The sequence below is a fragment of the Yoonia sp. MH D7 genome (assembly GCF_054439475.1).
Genome location: NZ_JBTJCF010000001.1, coordinates 2518080 through 2534926 on the forward strand (window position 1 = coordinate 2518080; position 16847 = coordinate 2534926).

Annotated in this window: 20 protein-coding genes and 1 tRNA gene; 15 read left to right on the forward strand and 6 right to left on the reverse strand. The window is 54.5% G+C overall.

The genetic code is table 11. The features are described 5' to 3' along the window. The first annotated feature begins 5 nt into the window (after nucleotides 1–5). Nucleotides 6–1070, forward strand: coding sequence for a sensor histidine kinase (locus ACXLHR_RS12435; protein WP_458791746.1), 1065 nt, complete (start codon nucleotides 6–8; stop codon nucleotides 1068–1070). A 73-nt stretch (nucleotides 1071–1143) separates the two neighbouring features. On the opposite strand, the gene ACXLHR_RS12440 is transcribed toward ACXLHR_RS12435, so the two are convergent. After that, the gene (locus tag ACXLHR_RS12440) at nucleotides 1144–1392 is read right to left on the reverse strand and encodes a hypothetical protein (protein WP_458791747.1); all 249 of its coding nucleotides are present in this window, start codon (nucleotides 1390–1392) and stop codon (nucleotides 1144–1146) included. Between ACXLHR_RS12440 and phoU the strand changes: the two genes are divergently transcribed. Together phoU and phoB are read left to right on the forward strand one after the other, a co-directional pair. Next, nucleotides 1378–2085, forward strand: a complete 708-nt coding sequence (gene phoU, locus ACXLHR_RS12445; protein WP_458791748.1) for a phosphate signaling complex protein PhoU — start codon at nucleotides 1378–1380, stop codon at nucleotides 2083–2085. The genes ACXLHR_RS12440 and phoU overlap by 15 nt on opposite strands. Before the next feature lie 9 nt (nucleotides 2086–2094). Next, nucleotides 2095–2778 carry a phosphate regulon transcriptional regulator PhoB gene (phoB, locus tag ACXLHR_RS12450; RefSeq protein WP_458792543.1) on the forward strand — a complete coding sequence of 228 codons (684 nt, stop codon included), beginning with the start codon at nucleotides 2095–2097 and terminating at the stop codon, nucleotides 2776–2778. Between the two features lie 336 nt (nucleotides 2779–3114). Here phoB and ACXLHR_RS12455 read toward each other — a convergent pair. The 4 genes from ACXLHR_RS12455 to ACXLHR_RS12470 all read right to left on the reverse strand — a co-directional run bounded on the left by ACXLHR_RS12455 (nucleotide 3115) and on the right by ACXLHR_RS12470 (nucleotide 6814). Next, nucleotides 3115–3191: transfer RNA gene (locus ACXLHR_RS12455), tRNA-Arg, on the reverse strand. A 61-nt stretch (nucleotides 3192–3252) separates the two neighbouring features. Next, entirely contained in the window at nucleotides 3253–4653 is a 1401-nt protein-coding gene (locus ACXLHR_RS12460; RefSeq protein WP_458791749.1) for a sensor histidine kinase, read from the reverse strand. Nucleotides 4654–4670: 17 nt separating this feature from the next. Continuing rightward, entirely contained in the window at nucleotides 4671–6089 is a 1419-nt protein-coding gene (locus tag ACXLHR_RS12465) for a dihydrolipoyl dehydrogenase family protein (protein ID WP_458791750.1), read from the reverse strand. A 2-nt stretch (nucleotides 6090–6091) separates the two neighbouring features. Continuing rightward, complete coding sequence (locus ACXLHR_RS12470) at nucleotides 6092–6814, reverse strand: TVP38/TMEM64 family protein (RefSeq protein WP_458791751.1); 723 nt, start codon at nucleotides 6812–6814, stop codon at nucleotides 6092–6094. 292 nt (nucleotides 6815–7106) lie between these two features. On the opposite strand from ACXLHR_RS12470, the gene rpmH reads away from it, so the two are divergent. From rpmH to ACXLHR_RS12495, 5 genes are all read left to right on the forward strand, one after another. Further along, nucleotides 7107–7241 carry a 50S ribosomal protein L34 gene (rpmH, locus tag ACXLHR_RS12475; protein ID WP_458791752.1) on the forward strand — a complete coding sequence of 45 codons (135 nt, stop codon included), beginning with the start codon at nucleotides 7107–7109 and terminating at the stop codon, nucleotides 7239–7241. A gap of 44 nt (nucleotides 7242–7285) precedes the next feature. After that, nucleotides 7286–7678: a ribonuclease P protein component gene (rnpA, locus tag ACXLHR_RS12480; RefSeq protein ID WP_458791753.1), complete on the forward strand. Its 393-nt coding sequence runs from the start codon at nucleotides 7286–7288 to the stop codon at nucleotides 7676–7678. Continuing rightward, entirely contained in the window at nucleotides 7675–7896 is a 222-nt protein-coding gene (gene yidD / locus ACXLHR_RS12485) for a membrane protein insertion efficiency factor YidD (protein ID WP_458791754.1), read from the forward strand. The genes rnpA and yidD overlap by 4 nt, the downstream gene beginning before the upstream one ends. A gap of 32 nt (nucleotides 7897–7928) precedes the next feature. Continuing rightward, entirely contained in the window at nucleotides 7929–8774 is an 846-nt protein-coding gene (gene ttcA, locus ACXLHR_RS12490) for a tRNA 2-thiocytidine(32) synthetase TtcA (protein ID WP_458791755.1), read from the forward strand. Nucleotides 8775–8859: 85 nt separating this feature from the next. Further along, nucleotides 8860–9303, forward strand: a complete 444-nt coding sequence (locus ACXLHR_RS12495; RefSeq protein ID WP_458791756.1) for a diguanylate cyclase domain-containing protein — start codon at nucleotides 8860–8862, stop codon at nucleotides 9301–9303. On the opposite strand, the gene ACXLHR_RS12500 is transcribed toward ACXLHR_RS12495, so the two are convergent. Next, nucleotides 9304–10242, reverse strand: a complete 939-nt coding sequence (locus tag ACXLHR_RS12500; RefSeq protein ID WP_458789636.1) for an IS110 family RNA-guided transposase — start codon at nucleotides 10240–10242, stop codon at nucleotides 9304–9306. It abuts the gene before it with no gap. A gap of 215 nt (nucleotides 10243–10457) precedes the next feature. Here ACXLHR_RS12500 and ACXLHR_RS12505 point away from each other — a divergent pair, with 215 nt between their 5' ends. The 7 genes from ACXLHR_RS12505 (at nucleotide 10458) to ACXLHR_RS12535 (ending at nucleotide 16834) form a co-directional block, all read left to right on the forward strand. Beyond that, nucleotides 10458–11447 carry a putative bifunctional diguanylate cyclase/phosphodiesterase gene (locus ACXLHR_RS12505; RefSeq protein WP_458791757.1) on the forward strand — a complete coding sequence of 330 codons (990 nt, stop codon included), beginning with the start codon at nucleotides 10458–10460 and terminating at the stop codon, nucleotides 11445–11447. Between the two features lie 154 nt (nucleotides 11448–11601). Continuing rightward, complete coding sequence (gene yidC / locus ACXLHR_RS12510) at nucleotides 11602–13434, forward strand: membrane protein insertase YidC (protein ID WP_458791758.1); 1833 nt, start codon at nucleotides 11602–11604, stop codon at nucleotides 13432–13434. After that, entirely contained in the window at nucleotides 13435–14190 is a 756-nt protein-coding gene (locus tag ACXLHR_RS12515; protein WP_458791759.1) for an MOSC domain-containing protein, read from the forward strand. 1 nt (nucleotide 14191) lies between these two features. Beyond that, nucleotides 14192–14839: a ribosome biogenesis GTP-binding protein YihA/YsxC gene (gene yihA / locus ACXLHR_RS12520; RefSeq protein WP_458791760.1), complete on the forward strand. Its 648-nt coding sequence runs from the start codon at nucleotides 14192–14194 to the stop codon at nucleotides 14837–14839. Between the two features lie 17 nt (nucleotides 14840–14856). Continuing rightward, complete coding sequence (argB, locus tag ACXLHR_RS12525) at nucleotides 14857–15711, forward strand: acetylglutamate kinase (protein WP_458791761.1); 855 nt, start codon at nucleotides 14857–14859, stop codon at nucleotides 15709–15711. Beyond that, the gene (locus ACXLHR_RS12530) at nucleotides 15711–16325 is read left to right on the forward strand and encodes a ferredoxin (protein WP_458791762.1); all 615 of its coding nucleotides are present in this window, start codon (nucleotides 15711–15713) and stop codon (nucleotides 16323–16325) included. The genes argB and ACXLHR_RS12530 overlap by 1 nt, the downstream gene beginning before the upstream one ends. Further along, complete coding sequence (locus ACXLHR_RS12535; protein WP_458791763.1) at nucleotides 16322–16834, forward strand: SixA phosphatase family protein; 513 nt, start codon at nucleotides 16322–16324, stop codon at nucleotides 16832–16834. Before ACXLHR_RS12530 ends, ACXLHR_RS12535 begins: the two co-directional genes overlap by 4 nt. Nucleotides 16835–16847 lie beyond the last annotated feature (13 nt).

Sequence of the window (16847 nt, forward strand, 5' to 3'; positions counted from 1 at the left end):
AATTTATGCCCAACCGACATCTCGAACATCGTCTGATGGCCCACGACCTTATTGCTGCCTTTCCCTTGCCGACGTTGATCATCGGGGACGAGCAGATCATTGTTGCCCTCAATAGCGCTGCCGAAATCATGTTGGAAAAGGCTGTGTTGGGCCGGCACTTTACGACCGCATTACGCCACCCCAAACTGGTCGCTGCGGTTGAGCGGGGCTCGGAAACACGCGCGCCGCAAACCGTGACCTATAAAACTGTCGAAAACGGCAATGACGTGACCTACAATGCTCATTTGCAGGTCATTGACGGGACTAACCTGTTGTTACTCAGTTTTGAAAATGTGTCGGGCGTAGAGCATGCAGAACTGATGCAGCGCGATTTTGTGGCCAACGTCAGCCACGAACTGCGCACGCCGCTAACGTCTGTCATGGGGTTCATTGATACACTTCGCGGCTCTGCCCGCGATGACGCCACAGCGCGCGCGCGCTTTCTCGATATCATGGCGTCGGAAGCGGAACGCATGAACCGGCTTGTGGGCCGGTTGTTGACGCTCAGTCGGGTCGAGGTCGATGAGCGGGTGCGCCCGACCGCACAGGTTGATTTGCGCGATGTGGTGCAAACGACCTTGCGCACACTTGATCCGTTGGTGATTGACAGCAATGTGACGGTGCAGCTGAATTTGGGGTCGGATCCGTTGCCAATTATCGGCGAGTCCGATCAACTGATGCAGGTTTTTACCAATCTGATCGAAAACGCGATCAAATATGGTGGATCGGGCCGGACCGTGAGTATTACCGCGCAGCGTCCATTGCATGACCCTGTCCTGCGTGGTCCTGCGATTGAAATCGTTGTCGGTGACGAAGGTCCGGGAATAGCCGCCATTCATCTGCCGCGACTGACCGAACGTTTTTATCGTGTCGACGACCATCGCAGTCGTGAGCTTGGTGGGACGGGATTAGGCTTGGCGATTGTGAAACACATTTTGAATCGTCATCGCGGGCGATTAAAAGTCACGAGCGAAGTTGGGAAGGGATCACAGTTTACTGTTATATTGCCTCCGCTACCGGATGATGCGTAACGGCGCGCGCATTCTCTTCGCTAAAACGTTCACCCCAATGCACGTATGTTGCTACGCAATCCGAGACAATGCGTCAGGTTTTGAATTCTGCGGCGTCGTTTGGCATTGTCGTTGGCACGGCTTCTGAATGCGGTTGCATGGATGAGCCGTGTCTGCCCTTGATCCCGCAGCTACCGCGCGGATCGGTCAGAAAACCACATTCTTTAAGCTTGGCAATTTGGTGAAATCCAGCGATACAGACCACATAATTACAGCGCCCGATGACCCGAGAAGCGAAAGCTACATCACTGTCAGGATTGGATAGCCCATGACAAATAATCATATTTCATCCGCCTTCGATACCGACTTGGATGGTGTTCAAGCAGAGATTATGAAAATGGGCGGCCTTGTCGAAAATGCCATTCGTCTGGCTATGAATGCTCTTGAAACCCGCGATGAAGAACTTGCAAAGCAGGTTCGAGCGACGGACACTTTGATCGACCAGCTAGAAGAAACGATCAACGAACGCGCCGCGCGAATTATTGCCATGCGCGCACCAACCGCCATTGATCTGCGTCTCATCCTGAGTGTGATCAAGATCAGCAGTAACCTTGAGCGGATCGGCGATTACGCCAAGAACATGGCGAAACGTACCGAAGTCCTGTCAAAAACCGCGCCAATCAGCGACAGCATTGGCACCCTTCGCCGTATGACACGCGCCGTTGAGGGGATGCTGAAGGACGCGCTGGACGCCTATATCCAACGCGACGCGGCGCTGGCCGCTGATGTCATCGCGCGCGATATCGATGTCGATCAGATGTATAATGCATTATTTCGTGACTTGCTGAGTTTCATGATGGAAGACCCGCTCAACATCCCGGCCTGCTTACATCTACATTTCATTTCCAAGAATACCGAACGGATGGGCGACCATGTGACTTCGATTGCAGAACAGGTCATTTATCTGACGACCGGCAAGCAACCGGAAGAAGCGCGGGCAAAAGCAGACGAAACATCTACAACAACAGGGGTTTAATCAGTGGCAATGCTCAAGGCGCAAGTTCTGCTGGTTGAGGATGAACCGGCCCAACGCGAGGTTCTACGCTACAATCTTGAATCCGAGGGTTTCATAGTGCGTTGCGCCGAAAACGGTGAAGAGGCTCTTTTGTTGATCGCCGAAGCGTTGCCTGATCTGGTGATACTCGATTGGATGATGCCGTTGCTCAGTGGCATCGAAGTGTGTCGTCAAATCAGATCACGCGAAGAGACGCGGCACATTCCGGTGATCATGCTATCTGCGCGATCCGAAGAGGTTGATACGGTGCGCGGTCTGGAAATCGGCGCGGATGACTATGTGATCAAGCCGTATTCGGTCAACGAGCTGATGGCACGTGTGCGCACGCAACTGCGCCGGTCACGTCCGAGTGGTACGGGCAATGCGCTGACGTTTGAGGGTATTATTCTTGATCCAGTAACCCACCGTGTTACCCGCGACATGCACGAACTGAAATTAGGGCCAATCGAATTCAAATTATTGAGCAGGTTAATGGAGCGGCCAGGCCGGGTTTTCAGTCGTGACCAGTTGCTCGACCTTGTATGGGGGCGCGACGTTTTCGTTGATACGCGCACAATAGACGTCCACGTCGCTCGCCTGCGCAAGGCACTGACGCTGTACGAAGCCAGCGATCCGATCCGCACGGTGCGGGGTGTCGGATACGCCCTTGGGTAAGCTTTAGACCTGTCGCAAATGGTTGATTTGCTGCCGCAGGTTGTAAAATTTTGGCCCAAACGGTCAGTGGGTTGCCTTCGCAAGGAATCGATCATTGAACTGTCGTTCCTTCCCACGAATACGCGGTCAATTGCGGTGCGCGCGTCCACGGAGCCCATGCCTATGGGCGTCAAAAACATCTCGGGGGTGAGCAGCCAATGGGCACGGACCTAAAAAGGCGCGGCTTTGTGACAGCTTGATGTGGGCGACGAGATAAATGGATTTTCTTGAAAAACCTTAGGACAAAAGAAAAAGGCCGCCCAAGGCGACCTGCTCTTACCCAACGAAAGGGTGATATGGTGGACTGGGGAGGATTCGAACCCCCGACCCCTTGATTCGTAGTCAAGTGCTCTATCCAACTGAGCTACCAATCCACTATGTTGCGGGATTTAGCGGGGCTGTCGTTGTTATGCAAGTGCAAAATGCGTAAGTTTTTCATTCTCTTGCAGATGACAGTGAAAGGTCCCCTTTTGGAAGCTGAATAACAAAGGACGTGCCGGTTGCATCCGTTTGTGCCAGGTCGAGCCTGCCACCATGTCCGCGCACAAGATCTCCGGCGATCACAAGTCCTAAGCCCGAGCCACCCTTGCGCACTCCGCCTTGGAAAGGCTGGAAAAGGAATTCACGGGCTTTGGACGGCAGGCCCGGCCCTGTGTCTTTCACCTTGATCCACCAAGCGATGTCGTCTTCATAGCCTTCCACGCTGATTTCGCCCGCCTTACCGGTTGCCATAATCGCCTGACGCGCGTTGCGGACAAGGTTGAAAATCGCGCGGTAGAGTTGTTCGCTGTCAGCGCGAAGGGTCATGCTGGCGGGCACGTCTTCGGCAAAGGACAGGTCGTAGTCGCCCGCCGCCAAGCGTTCGCTGTCGATCACATCGTTGACGATTGCGGCAAGGTTCACGCGACCGAGCGTTGGCGCGGGTTCGTCCACCCGTCCAAAGGCAAGGGTTGTTTCACACAGGTTTACCGCACGCGCGATCGAGCCGACGAGTTTGGGGGCCATCCGTTTGACCAGCGGGTCATCGGACCCTTCAATGCGGTCAGTGAACAGCTGTGCGGATGTTAAAATATTGCGCAGATCGTGACTTACTTTGGCGACAGCACCCCCAAGTTGCGCCAACCGTTCTTTTTGCTTGAGCGCGCCGGTCAGTTCGGTTTGCATCATTTGCAACGCCACTTCCGCATCGCGGAGTTCCGTCACGCTGGCAGACGGCACAATGATTCGCCGCGCGTCTTCGGGAGCTTTTGAATAGCTTTGCATATGTCCGACCACCCGTTTGATCGGGCGCACCAGAAGTCCTTGTACGGCTAGAAACAGCAGGAACGCGGTAATCACGGAAATCACCGCCGATAATACCAAGACGTTTAATCCATAATCGATCATTGCAGTGCGCAGCGGCATTTCATCCATCGTGACTTCGATTAGCAGCCCCCCGTCGCGCACCGGATTACCGATCACCCGCACGATTCGGTCTTCGGGGTTTACCAGTGTCTTGAGCGCGTCGCTGATCAGGGTCGTGGCCGTAGCGCCGCGCATGTCGTAAGTCGCATCTATCGGTGATGGAATAGGCGAGGACAGCGCAAGTTGCCGTATCTCGTCACGCCGCAAAACAACGTTATAAACACCGGCGTTCAGCAATAGCTCTGCTTCCAGTGCGGAAGAGATCATATCGTCAGCTTCCAGGGCCAAGGACGCCAGTTGCGCCCGCTCCAGACGCGCCAGCATATAATCCTCGCGGAACCGCGCAACCGAGGGCACAAAAATAAGGACTTCTGCCAGCATGACAAAAACCGTGGTCAGGATCAGAAACCGACCCGAAAGTGTGTTGAGCATATGCCCTCGTTATTTTTTTACGGCAGCCAGCGCTGGACGAATCCCACCACCCGCTTAACCATAGTGCTTTCAAACAGTCTGGGGCTAAAATAGGCACCTGCGGCGCGTTTGTTAACCTCTGACACTGTTGGGTAAGGTAGCACGGTATTGGCAATTGCCGACATCTTTAGATTATTGGCGATGGCCATGGCCCACATGCCGATCAATTCACCTGCTTGCGGTCCGGCGATAGAGGCTCCAACGGGGCGGCCGCGCACCACCATGATCTTGATGAGCCCCTTGTTTTTGCGCTCTGTAATCAAGCGATCATTGTGAACCATATCGAAACGCACGACCTCTAGTTTATCACCATGTTTCTCGCGCGCTTGGGTTTCAGTCATGCCAACTTGCGCCAGTTCAGGGTCGGTATAAGTAGCCCAAGGAATATGAGAGGTTTTTTGCTTTGACGGCAATCCGAACAAAATAGAGCGAATCAAAACACCCGCGTGATAGCCCGCCACATGGGTGAATTGCAGACCGCCCGCCACATCACCCGCTGCATACACTTTGCGGTTGCTGACAGAGCGCAGATCGTCGCCGACCTTGAGCCCGCTGCGGGTAAACTCGATACCACCTTTTTCCAAATCCAGCTTTTCGATGTTCACTTTGCGCCCGACGGCAATCAGCAGATGAGTGCCGGTGAAGTCGCCTTTGGGGGTATGGACGGTTATGTCTGCCCCCTTGCCACTGACTTTGCCCGCTTGTGCGTCCTCGATAACCTCGATGCCCTCGGCCTTCAAACTCTCAAGCACGATTGCTGCCATTTCAGGGTCGTCGTTGCCAAACGCCTTCGCGCCCTCAATCACTGTCACGCGTGATCCTAGCCGCACATGCGCCTGCGCCATTTCCATGCCGATCGGACCACCGCCGATGATAATCAGATGGTCGGGCTTTTCGCGCAGGTCAAAAATATCTTCGTTGGTGTAATACCTTACGCTGTCCAGACCATCGATGGGCGGCACGAAAGGCCGTGATCCTGTGGCAACCACAAAGCGGCGGGCCTCGATGATGGTGTCGCCCGCTTGCAATTCGGTGGGCGAGATGAAGCGGCCGAATTCCTGGATCACATGCACGCCCAGTCCTTCGAACCGCTCAACGCTATCGATAGGCGCGATGGTGGCTATAACGTCAGCAACGTGATCTTTGGCAGCGGCATAATCCACTACAGCGTCGGCGTCTGCGATCCCGTATTTTTCGCCATGCCGCATCGCGTGTGCTTGCCTTGCTGAGGCGATCAATGCCTTGGATGGTACGCACCCGTAATTCAGGCAATCGCCGCCCATTTTATGGCCTTCCAGCAAGACGACCTTTGCGCCCATTTGCACGGCCCCCGCTGCGATGGATAGTCCACCAGAGCCGCCGCCGATGATGCAGATGTCTGTTTTGATACGGGTCATGATTACAAACCTTTCTTGCCGCGCAGGGCTTTTAAGATGATAGGAAGGACGGCCAGTAAACACAGACCAAGAATAGGCAACACGAAGGCGGGTTCAGTAAATATCCCCAAGTCCGGCGTATCGCCACGGTCGAACACCTCGCCCAAGCCCGCCCCCACAGATGTAAGAACAACAGTGCCCGGAATGATCCCGATGAAGGTTGTCACGACAAAGCGGTAAAGCGGCACTCCGACCAGTGCGGGGACCAGATTAGCCACGAAGAACGGCACCGCGGGCACAAGGCGCAACAGGAACAGCGCCTCCCACTGGTTGGCGTCGATGGCTGATTTGATCTTTTTGATGCCCCCTTGGGAGCTATCCATTTTTGCAGAGAGTTTTTCGCCCAAGCCCCAGCGTGCTGCCATGAATATCGCGGTCGCACCAATAGTCGCGCCGACGATGTTGAATAGTGCGCCCGGGAAGGTGGCGAACAGAAACCCGCCTGTGAGACTGGCGACGGTCGCACCGGGCAGTGAGAAGCCGACGATCAGGATGTAGACCGCGACGAACACCAGCACGGTCGCCAGATAGTTATCATCGCGGTAGGCCAAGAGTGACTCGCGGTTGTCGCGCAATGTGTCAAACGACAGGTAGTCACGCAGGAAAAACGCGCCAAAGGCTGCAACGCAGAGAATCAGTATCAGCGGCAAGCGTCGCAGAATCGCATTTTGTGGGGTGTTGGACATATTTTAAGACTTTCTTGCATCAGCGCTATTGCTTAAACATAGATGGACTGGATGCTTGGGATGTCATAGCCCACTCACGTCTCGTTGATGCGAACCGAGCAAAACACCCTGTTTTGCGGGTCGTTGTATGGTCGTTGTAACATTTGCCGCCACAGAATTCCGGTAATTGTTGCAGAATGAACGCCGCTTGCGCGTTGACAGCAGGCCGCGCCCTGTCTAAAGGACAAGTCTGAATTGTAGATCGGCTTCGAATCCATTTATGGGTTTGGCCCAAAAACCAAAGGACACCGCTATGAAGCGCACGTTCCAACCATCTAACCGCGTTCGTAAAAACCGTCACGGATTCCGTGCACGTATGGCGACCAAAGCGGGCCGCAACATCATCAACAAGCGTCGGGCCAAAGGCCGCGCGAAGTTGAGCGCATAAGCGCCAGTATTCGGTTTAACGACTTGATGCCGCCGGTGACCCCCATGGACAGCGTTTCAGCTGATTTCGAGGGCGGGTCACCGGCGGTTTCCGCTTGTCTGCCACTGACGATATTGACCAAACGTGCGGATTTTGTCCGTGCGTCCAGTGCACGCAGACAAGGTACCCCCGGTATCCACCTGCAAGCCCGCAAACGTGCGGACGGCGAAGCCTCTGGCATTCGCGTGGGCTATACCTGTTCCAAGAAAGTCGGCAACGCTGTTGCCCGCAACCGTGCCAAACGTCGCTTGCGCGAAGTGGCCCGCCTTGTGTTGTGCACCGAAGGCCGCGACGGTTGGGATTATGTGCTGGTGGGTCGCAACACGGTGACAGCGACCCTGCCCTTTACCGATCTGATCCGCGACCTGCGCCGCGCGCTTACCAAGGTGCATGCATGACCCCCTTGGCCCACGCCTTCGCCCTGCCCGTCAGAGCCTACCGCATCCTTCTGTCCCCATGGGTCGGTCACGGCTGCCGCTATCAGCCCACATGCTCGGCCTATGCGCTTGAGGCCTTGGAAAAACACGGCGGGTTTAAAGGAGGGTGGCTTACCATCCGGCGCATCGGACGCTGCCACCCGCTTGGTGGATCAGGGATCGATAACGTTCCTGACTAGGCAGCGGCATTCACATCTGGCATATCGACGGCATGCTAGATGATAACGACGACATTCACCCTCTTTTCCACGGCGCACCGTCCACAACGCAGTTCAAAAAACTGCGCAAACGCATCGTGCGCCAAACCCGCGAAGCCATAGAGCAATACGGGATGATCGAACGGGATGCGCGTTGGCTGGTCTGTCTGTCTGGTGGCAAAGATAGCTATACTTTGCTTGCAGTGCTGCACGAGCTGAAATGGCGGGGGCTATTACCAGTTGATATTCTGGCCTGTAATCTGGATCAGGGGCAACCCAACTTTCCAGCAACCGTCTTGCCCGCGTTCCTTAAGAAAATGGGCGTGCCACACCGGATCGAATATAAGGACACCTATTCTATCGTCATGGACAAAGTGCCGGCTGGTCGCACGTTCTGTGCCCTATGCTCGCGCCTGCGCCGCGGAAACCTTTACCGGATCGCCCGCGAAGAGGGCTGCTCGGCCATTGTGCTAGGCCACCATCGTGATGATATTTTAGAAACTTTCTTCATGAATCTGTTTCATGGCGGCCGCTTGGCGACAATGCCGCCCAAACTTGTCAACGAGGAAGGGGATCTATTTGTCTACCGCCCGCTGGCACATGTCGCTGAAGCGGATTGCGAGAAATTCTCGACCGCGATGAATTATCCAATAATCCCCTGCGATCTGTGTGGATCACAGGACGGATTACAACGCCAGCAGGTCAAAGAAATCCTTGACGGCTGGGAAAAAAACAGCCCCGGCAGGCGCCAGATCATGTTCAAATCGCTGACAAACGCCCGCCCTTCGCACTTGCTAGACCCCAACCTGTTTGATTTTGCGGGGCTATCGCGCGACACAAAAGAAAACCCGCAGAATTAACGGTTTAGTCAGACTGGTACCGCTAAGTTAGCGCATAACCGCAACAATGCAGGTCGATTCTTTCGGTCCAAAAAAGGCTAACCACATGCGTAAAGCAATGACACATCGTGTGCGCGATGTCGCTGTTGCTCTATGGCATGCAGCAGAACGCGCAACACATAGAGCAACATCGTTTCTGGCGCTAAAAAGGCGCTTTGCGATCAAAACAGGCTGTCGCACCGACATCACGGATGCCTTGACCCGTTTTTTATCAGAAGGCAGCGAATTGCGGACGTCCGCCGCAGCGCTGGTTTTTGAAATCGACTCGTTTAACAAGCTGGAAGAGGTCTATGATCTTGATGTCACAGAGGCATTGCTGGCAAAGGTTTGCAAACGCATTTCGCCCTACATGCGCGCAAGCGATGTCACCGCGCGCGTGGAGGCCCACCGTTTCGCCATCGCACTCTCGCCGTATCGACGCCTTGACCTCGAAGCGGCAACCGAACTATCGGTGCGATTGCAGAAAATCATGTCAGAGTATCCGTCTTGATCAAGCGGTTTTTGGTGTCCATTTGCGATTAGCTTTGACAAGTGCATTTGCGATTTCGATTAGCTTCCGCATTATAGCGACAATTGCGACCTTGGCGGGTTTTCCCACGTCTCGTAGGTGTTCGTATTTTGCTTTGAGGTCTGGGTTCCAGCGCATGGCGACTAATGCGGGCATGTAAAGGGCATCGCGCAAGGGCTTGCGCCCGCTTCCGATGGACGCTTTGCCCTGCCATAATCCAGACTGGCGTGTGATGGGGGCGAGACCAGCCAGGCTGGCCACTTGTTTGCGATCTAGCGTGCCGAGTTCGGGCATCAGGGTCAATATTGCGGCAGCAGAAACAGCGCCGACACCGGGCATGGAACGCAAAATATCATGCGTACGTGCGGTGCTCTCCCGCGCCTGGATCAGCGCTGCTATCTCGGCGTCCAACTCAACGATCTGGCGTTCCACTAGCGTGAGACGCGCTTTGGTTTGGCGTTTCAGGAGAGATAACCCCTGAATTTGAGCACGGTTGCGCAATCTGGTGCGATCCTTGACCAACCCAGCCCGCGCAACATGCAAGTCTTTGAGGTCAATTGCTTCTTTCGGGAGAGGCACTTGTGGTTCAAGATTAAATGCCGCGCCCATAAGCGCCAACATTCGAGCATCGACTGCATCAGTCTTAGCTCTCGTACCATGGGCCTGCGCAAAACGGCGCGCCTGCAAAGGATTTACCTTGACCAATGGTAACACCTTCCCAAGTGTCGCTTCAAAGGCTTTGTGATACGATCCTGTCGGCTCGTAAACGACCCTCGCTACACGGGTCGCCTTGCCCAACCATCTGATAAGAGCACGGAAGCCTGTGATTGAATTATCGAAGCGTTTAGCCATGTCGTCTTCCAATCGAAACACGTCCAGATGGGATTTAGAAATGTCCACGCCAATGTTATGATCTGTCATATTCTCCATATCCTATGCTTGTCATACGTGACTTGTTGCACGCGTATCCGTTCAGGCCTTTGGGGAAGACGGCGGTTGATCAAACTCTGGAGCGGTCCATCATGACCCAGCCATTTACGATCCAACCGCCGCCACTGCCTGTCACAAATGACGTGGCGGGCAGTGGCCCCATTATAAAGCAGGAGCCAAGTTCATTATAAGACAAGCCATTTCTCGTGGGTCAAAAAACGATCCACACGACGATCTCGATTGGATTCGCCTTGGCGGATGCAGATACCCCTCAAACGGCCCAACAACTCTTGCGTGCCGCTAGTATTGCCCAACTTGAAGCCTCTCGCGCTGGCCCCGACGCTATTCGTAGCTATTCCAACGCTATGCACCGCCGGATCAAATTCCGCGACGAATTGATGAACGAAGTGCAAAGCGCTGTCGAAAAAGGACAGATCAAGGCATATTTCCAACCACAAATCAGTCTTCAAACCCTTCAGGTTACAGGGCTTGAGGCACTGGCGCGGTGGGAACATCCGGAACAGGGTACCATCTCTCCTGCTGAGTTCTTACCTGCCTTTGAACAAGCGGGACTCATGCGACTTTTGGGAAACAAGATGTTAAGCGACTCGCTCGCCGCACTCGCATCGTGGGATCAGGCTGGTCTTTTTGTCCCAAAAGTGTCGATCAACATGTCAAATGCAGAATTGCGGAATCCGAATCTGGTAGATCACATCATGATGGAACTGGACCGTTACAACACATCGGCGAACCGCTTGGTTATCGAAGTTCTGGAGACCGTTGTTGCCTCGACAGGAGAAGATATAATTGAGCGAAACCTGCGTGCATTGGCCCGCTTGGGTTGCGAAATTGATCTCGATGATTTTGGCACGGGACACGCCTCTATTACGTCAATCCGGAAATTCTCAATCAACCGGATCAAGATTGATCGCTCGTTTGTCACCCACATAGATAGGGACGAAGATCAACAAAATATGGCCTCTGCGATCCTGACGATGGCGAGTGGTCTGACGCTGGCCACACTCGCCGAAGGCGTGGAAACACTAAAAGAACAAGCCCAACTGACCGCAATGGGGTGTGGATTTATGCAGGGATACGCATTGTCACACCCTTTGAGCCTAATCGACGCAACAGCATGGATTTCACAATATGAAGCTCGCCAACACGGTCCGGCCCACCTTAGACGCGTCCAATAACTGTTATTCCCCACGACAATGGCGGGCCGCAAACGCCCGCTGTAGTCACAATATCCTGCCAACTCTGCAAATTCACTGAAAACTGCTTGACCTTTGGCCCCTGCGGGGGTTGAACAACCCTGATATTTTTCCTGCAAAATTGGGCGGTTTTCAGATGGACGACCAGAACAAGAACCTCATTCTCGCAACAGCGCTGAGCTTCCTCGTGATCCTCACGTGGTTTTGGCTGTTCCCGCCGGAGGAGCTAGCAATAGTTCCCGACGCTGAAGTCGCCGCCATAGAAGGTGGGGACTTGACCACGCCGACAGTGGGTGGCGAGGCGACGCTAAGCGGCACAGCACCGATGCAAGACGCGAGCCCAACGGCAAATGCGCCGCGCGTTAATATCGAGACGCCGGAACTGTCAGGCACGATGTCCTTGCTTGGCGGACGGATCGACGATCTTGCGCTAACGCAATACAAAGAAACGCTCGACGAAGGATCGCCCATTGTAAAACTGCTGCGTCCGGTTGGTGAAGCCGACGCGTATTTTGCGACATTCGGATGGGCTGGCGCAGAGGGTTTAGCTGCGGATGCTGTCCCTGGTCCCGATACCCTGTGGGAGGTCGAAAGCGGCGAGACCTTAACGCCAGAGAGTCCAGTCACACTGGTTTGGAACAACGACGCAGGCTTGATTTTCCGCAACACTGTAAGCGTGGATGACAAATTCATGTTCACATTTGCACAGTCTCTTGAAAACACAACCGAAGCGGATGTCTCCGCACGCCCCTATGGCCTGTTGCGCCGTCATGGCGAGCCGAGCAATCTCAAGAAATTCTTTATTCTGCATGAAGGTCTTGTGCGGATGTCCGATAGCGAATTGGAAGAGACAAAATATTCCAAGCTGACCGACTATGAAATCGATTCGCGCGAAGGCACTCAGGCCGAGCGCATCGATGTCACGAACAGCGGTTGGATCGGCTACACTGATCATTATTGGATGACGACGTTGATCCCTGATCAAGCATCCTCTTTCCGATCCACCAGCAAGTACTATGCATCTCGTGATCTCTATCAGGCAGAAGCCGTGATGGACGTGAGCACCGTCGCCCCGGGTGACACCGCCACTGTCACAACACGTCTTTTTGCTGGTGCCAAAGAATGGGAAGCGATCCGTAACTACGAAAATGACGAAGGCGTCACCGGCTTTCTCGACAGCATCGATTGGGGTTGGTTTTTCTTCCTGACCAAGCCGATTTTCTGGCTGCTGCACTCTTTGCATAACTATATCGGCAATATGGGTTGGTCGATTATTGCGCTGACCTTCATCTTGAAAGCATTGGTTCTGCCACTGGCCTACAAATCTTATGTCTCGATGGCGAAGATGAAAGAACTGCAACCAGAAATGGAAAAGCTGAAAGAGCGTAGCGGCGATGACAAGCAGGCAATGCAGCAAGGCATGATGAAGCTATACAAGGAAAACAAGGTTAATCCGGCCTCGGGTTGTCTGCCGATTTTCTTGCAAATCCCGATTTTCTTTTCGTTGTATAAGGTGATCTTTGTCACAATCGAATTGCGTCACACCGCATGGATTGGCTGGATCAAAGATCTGAGCGCACCTGATCCGTCTTCAATCCTGAACCTGTTTGGCTTGTTGCCATGGGGTGTGCCAGAGGTCGGCAGCATCTTTGCGATCTTTAGCCTTGGCATTTTGCCGATCCTGCTCGGCATCTCTATGTGGCTTCAGCAAAAGTTGAACCTTGCCCCAACGGACCCAACGCAAAAGATGATCTTTGCATGGATGCCATGGGTCTTCATGTTCATGCTGGGCTCTTTCTCCAGCGGTTTGGTGCTATACTGGATTGCAAACAACACGATCACTTTCTTGCAACAGTATGCGATTATGACGAGCCACGGCGCGCGGCCCGATGTGTTTGAAAATATCAAAGGTGGTTTCAAGCGATCGTCAAAAGCGGCCAACGACCCCAAAGCCCCGAAGGGTAAATAAATGGTTACTGTCGCTTCATTGTGGCGTCACCCAATCAAAAGCCATGGTCGCGAGACCTTGGCTTTTGTCGATTTGGTGGCGGGAAAAACAGTCCCTTGGGATCGCCATTGGGCTGTTACTCATGCCGATACAAAGTTCGATGCAACCCACCCTGAATGGGTGATGTGTCGTAATTTTATGATCGGTGCAGCAACACCTGCCCTTGCGGGTATTTGGGCCGAACTCGACACCGTTCACGCGCGAATAACGCTGCGCCATCAAGCCTTGGGTGAGATTTCATTCGATCCCGAAAGCCTTGCCGATGTGGCGCGTTTCATCGCATGGGTTCGCCCGATTTGCCCCGTAGACGAGCGCCAACCAACGGCCGTCGTCAAAGTTCCGGATCGCGGCATCACCGACACAAATTACCCGTCAATTTCATTGATGAACACGGCCAGCCACGCGGCGGTTAGCGACGCGATGGGGCAGCCGTTAGAGGCGGAACGCTGGCGCGGCAATATCTGGCTCGACGGACTGGCGCCGTGGGCCGAATGGGATTGGATAGGCCGTGACATCGCGATTGGCGGGGCGATAATGCGGATACGCGAACCGATTAAACGCTGCAAGCATACCACCGCCAACCCGATCACCGGCATACGAGACGCAGACACCCTTGCGGCACTGCGCGAAAATTGGAAACATCAGGATTTCGGCGTATATGCCGAAGTCATCCAAGGCGGTAAAATCAGCCTTGGCGATACAGCCGAGGTACTTTGATATGGAAATCCGCTTCACCGAAGCCGCGACACAAGAACCAGAAGCAATTGAAAAAGGGCGGTTACTGTTCGCAGGCGAGACGACGTTCCTCAAGGGGGTCGTTGCCATGGACGGGCTGCCCGATGCAGACCGCATTGAGGTCTGTTTTGCAGGTCGCTCGAACGTTGGGAAATCGTCGCTTATCAATGCGTTAACGGGGCGCAAAGGTCTAGCGCGCGCGTCTAACACACCCGGGCGCACCCAGGAAATTAACTTTTTCACCGCTGGCGACATCTATGTCGTCGACTTGCCCGGCTATGGCTTTGCGAATGCGCCATTGGCTGTCGTTGAAAAATGGCAGCGCTTGCTCAAGCAATATCTGTCGGGCCGCCCAACCCTACGCCGTGTGTTTGTTTTGATCGACGCGCGGCACGGTGCAAAAGCTGTGGACGAAGAGATTATGACGCTGCTTGACCGGTCGGCCGTGACATTCCAAGTTGTCATGACCAAGGTGGATAAGTTGCGCGGCGATGCGTTAGAGGAATCATTGTCCAAGACCCGTGCGGCCCTCGCAAAACACCCCGCCGCCTATCCGGAGCTTATACTTTCTTCGTCAGAAAAAGGTGATGGCGTGGAGACATTGCGCGCAATCATAGCAGGGATCGCATGAAAAAAAGGACTGAAGACATGAACCAGGACTGGATCGCTACCGCGCGGACGCTTTCGCAGGCTTTGCCTTATTTGCAGCGCTATGCAGGCGCCACTGTTGTTATTAAACTTGGCGGCCACGCGATGGGCAGCGACGAGGCGATGTATAGCTTTGCGCGTGACGTCGTACTGATGCAACAGGTTGGCCTGAACCCTGTCGTTGTCCACGGCGGTGGTCCGATGATCAACGAGATGCTCGAGAAACTCGATATCAAATCCGAATTTGTGAACGGCAAACGTGTAACGGATCAGGCGACGATGGATGTGGTCGAGATGGTCCTATCCGGCAAGGTCAATAACCGCATCGTGCAAGCAATCAGTGACGAAGGCGGCAAAGCCGTGGGCGTTTCTGGCAAAGATGCGAACCTGATGATTTGCGAACAGACCGACCCAGATTTGGGTCTGGTTGGCACCCCCGTAAAAATGAACGTTACGATCCTGCGCGACCTGCATGCGGCTAAAGCGATCCCCGTGATTGCCCCGCTTGGCATGGGTTTTGATGGCGAAACCTATAACGTGAACGGTGACACGGTTGCGGGTGCTGTTGCGGGTGCGCTGAAGGCCGATCGATTGTTGCTTCTGACTGATGTGTCGGGTGTGAAAGACAAGGACGGCAACGTTTTGACCGAAATGTCCCCTGCCCAAGTCGAAAAACTGATCGCTGACGGCACCATTGCTGGCGGTATGATACCCAAAACCGAAACTGCGCTGGATGCCATTCAGGCGGGTGTGCGGGCGGTTGTTATCCTAGATGGCCGTGTGCAAAATGCGTGTCTGCTAGAGCTGTTCACCGATCACGGCGCAGGATCTCTGATCCGCGAACCACGCGACTAATGGCGATTGACCTCAAGGGGACAGGACTGGCGCTCTTGGGCCAGTGTCCGCTTGAGGAACGCGACGGGCTATCACATCATGGCGGCTCGCTGATACTGCTAGGGCCGGATGAGCCGCAGTTCTGGCCGGTCTTTACACAGTCAGCCGAATACAACGACGATCAGCCTGACCCAATGGACCGCTGGTCGCGGCGCATTATTGACGGGCTCGCCGCCAGATCAAACGGCACGGCATACTACCCGTTTGGTGGCGCACCATTTCATCCCTTTTATACTTGGGCGCTGCGTTCTGGTCGCGCGTGGGCATCGCCTATCGGGTTTCTGGTGCATGATGTGGCGGGATTGTTTGTGTCCTATCGCGGCACGATTTGGGTGCCCCAGACATGCGCGATCACAGCGCGGGATATGCCGTGCAACACCTGCGCAGCACCGTGCAAGACCGCCTGTCCAGTAGACGCATTGGCAGACGGATACGACGTTGCGACCTGCAAGACTTATATCGGCGAAAATACCGCCTGCGTCACGACGGGTTGCGCCGCGCGTCGCGCTTGTCCTGTTGGCGCACACCGTCGCCTGCCCGCCCAATCCGCATTTCACATGGAGGCCTTTTTATGACTCGCCTTATTCTGATCAGACACGGAAAATCCAGCTGGGGCGACCCATTGCAAGACGACCATGACCGTGTGTTGAACCCGCGTGGCAGGGATGCCGCAACCGCAATTGGCATGTGGTTGGCCGATAAGGGCTATGCGCCTGATGTAATGCTGGTTTCTGACGCACAGCGGACGGTTGAAACGGCAAAGTTTATCCTCGCAGCCCTGCCCTCGCAGCCCGATGTCCATTATCTACCGCAGCTTTATCACGCCTCACCCGATACTGTGCTGGGTGCGGTGAACAACCATGATGCACAAACAATTGCGGTCATCGGGCACAACCCTGGAATAGGCATGGCGGCAAGCGGGCTGGTCATGCAAGCGCCGCATCATCCACGATTCGACGACTATCCGACCTGCGCTACTGCGGTGATTGATTTTGCGCGTAAGCCTGCACCAAATGCGGGGCATTGCGTTGACTTCATCGTGCCGCGTGATCTGATCGGGGACGCAGGGCACGACGCTGATTAAGACAAAAATCCCG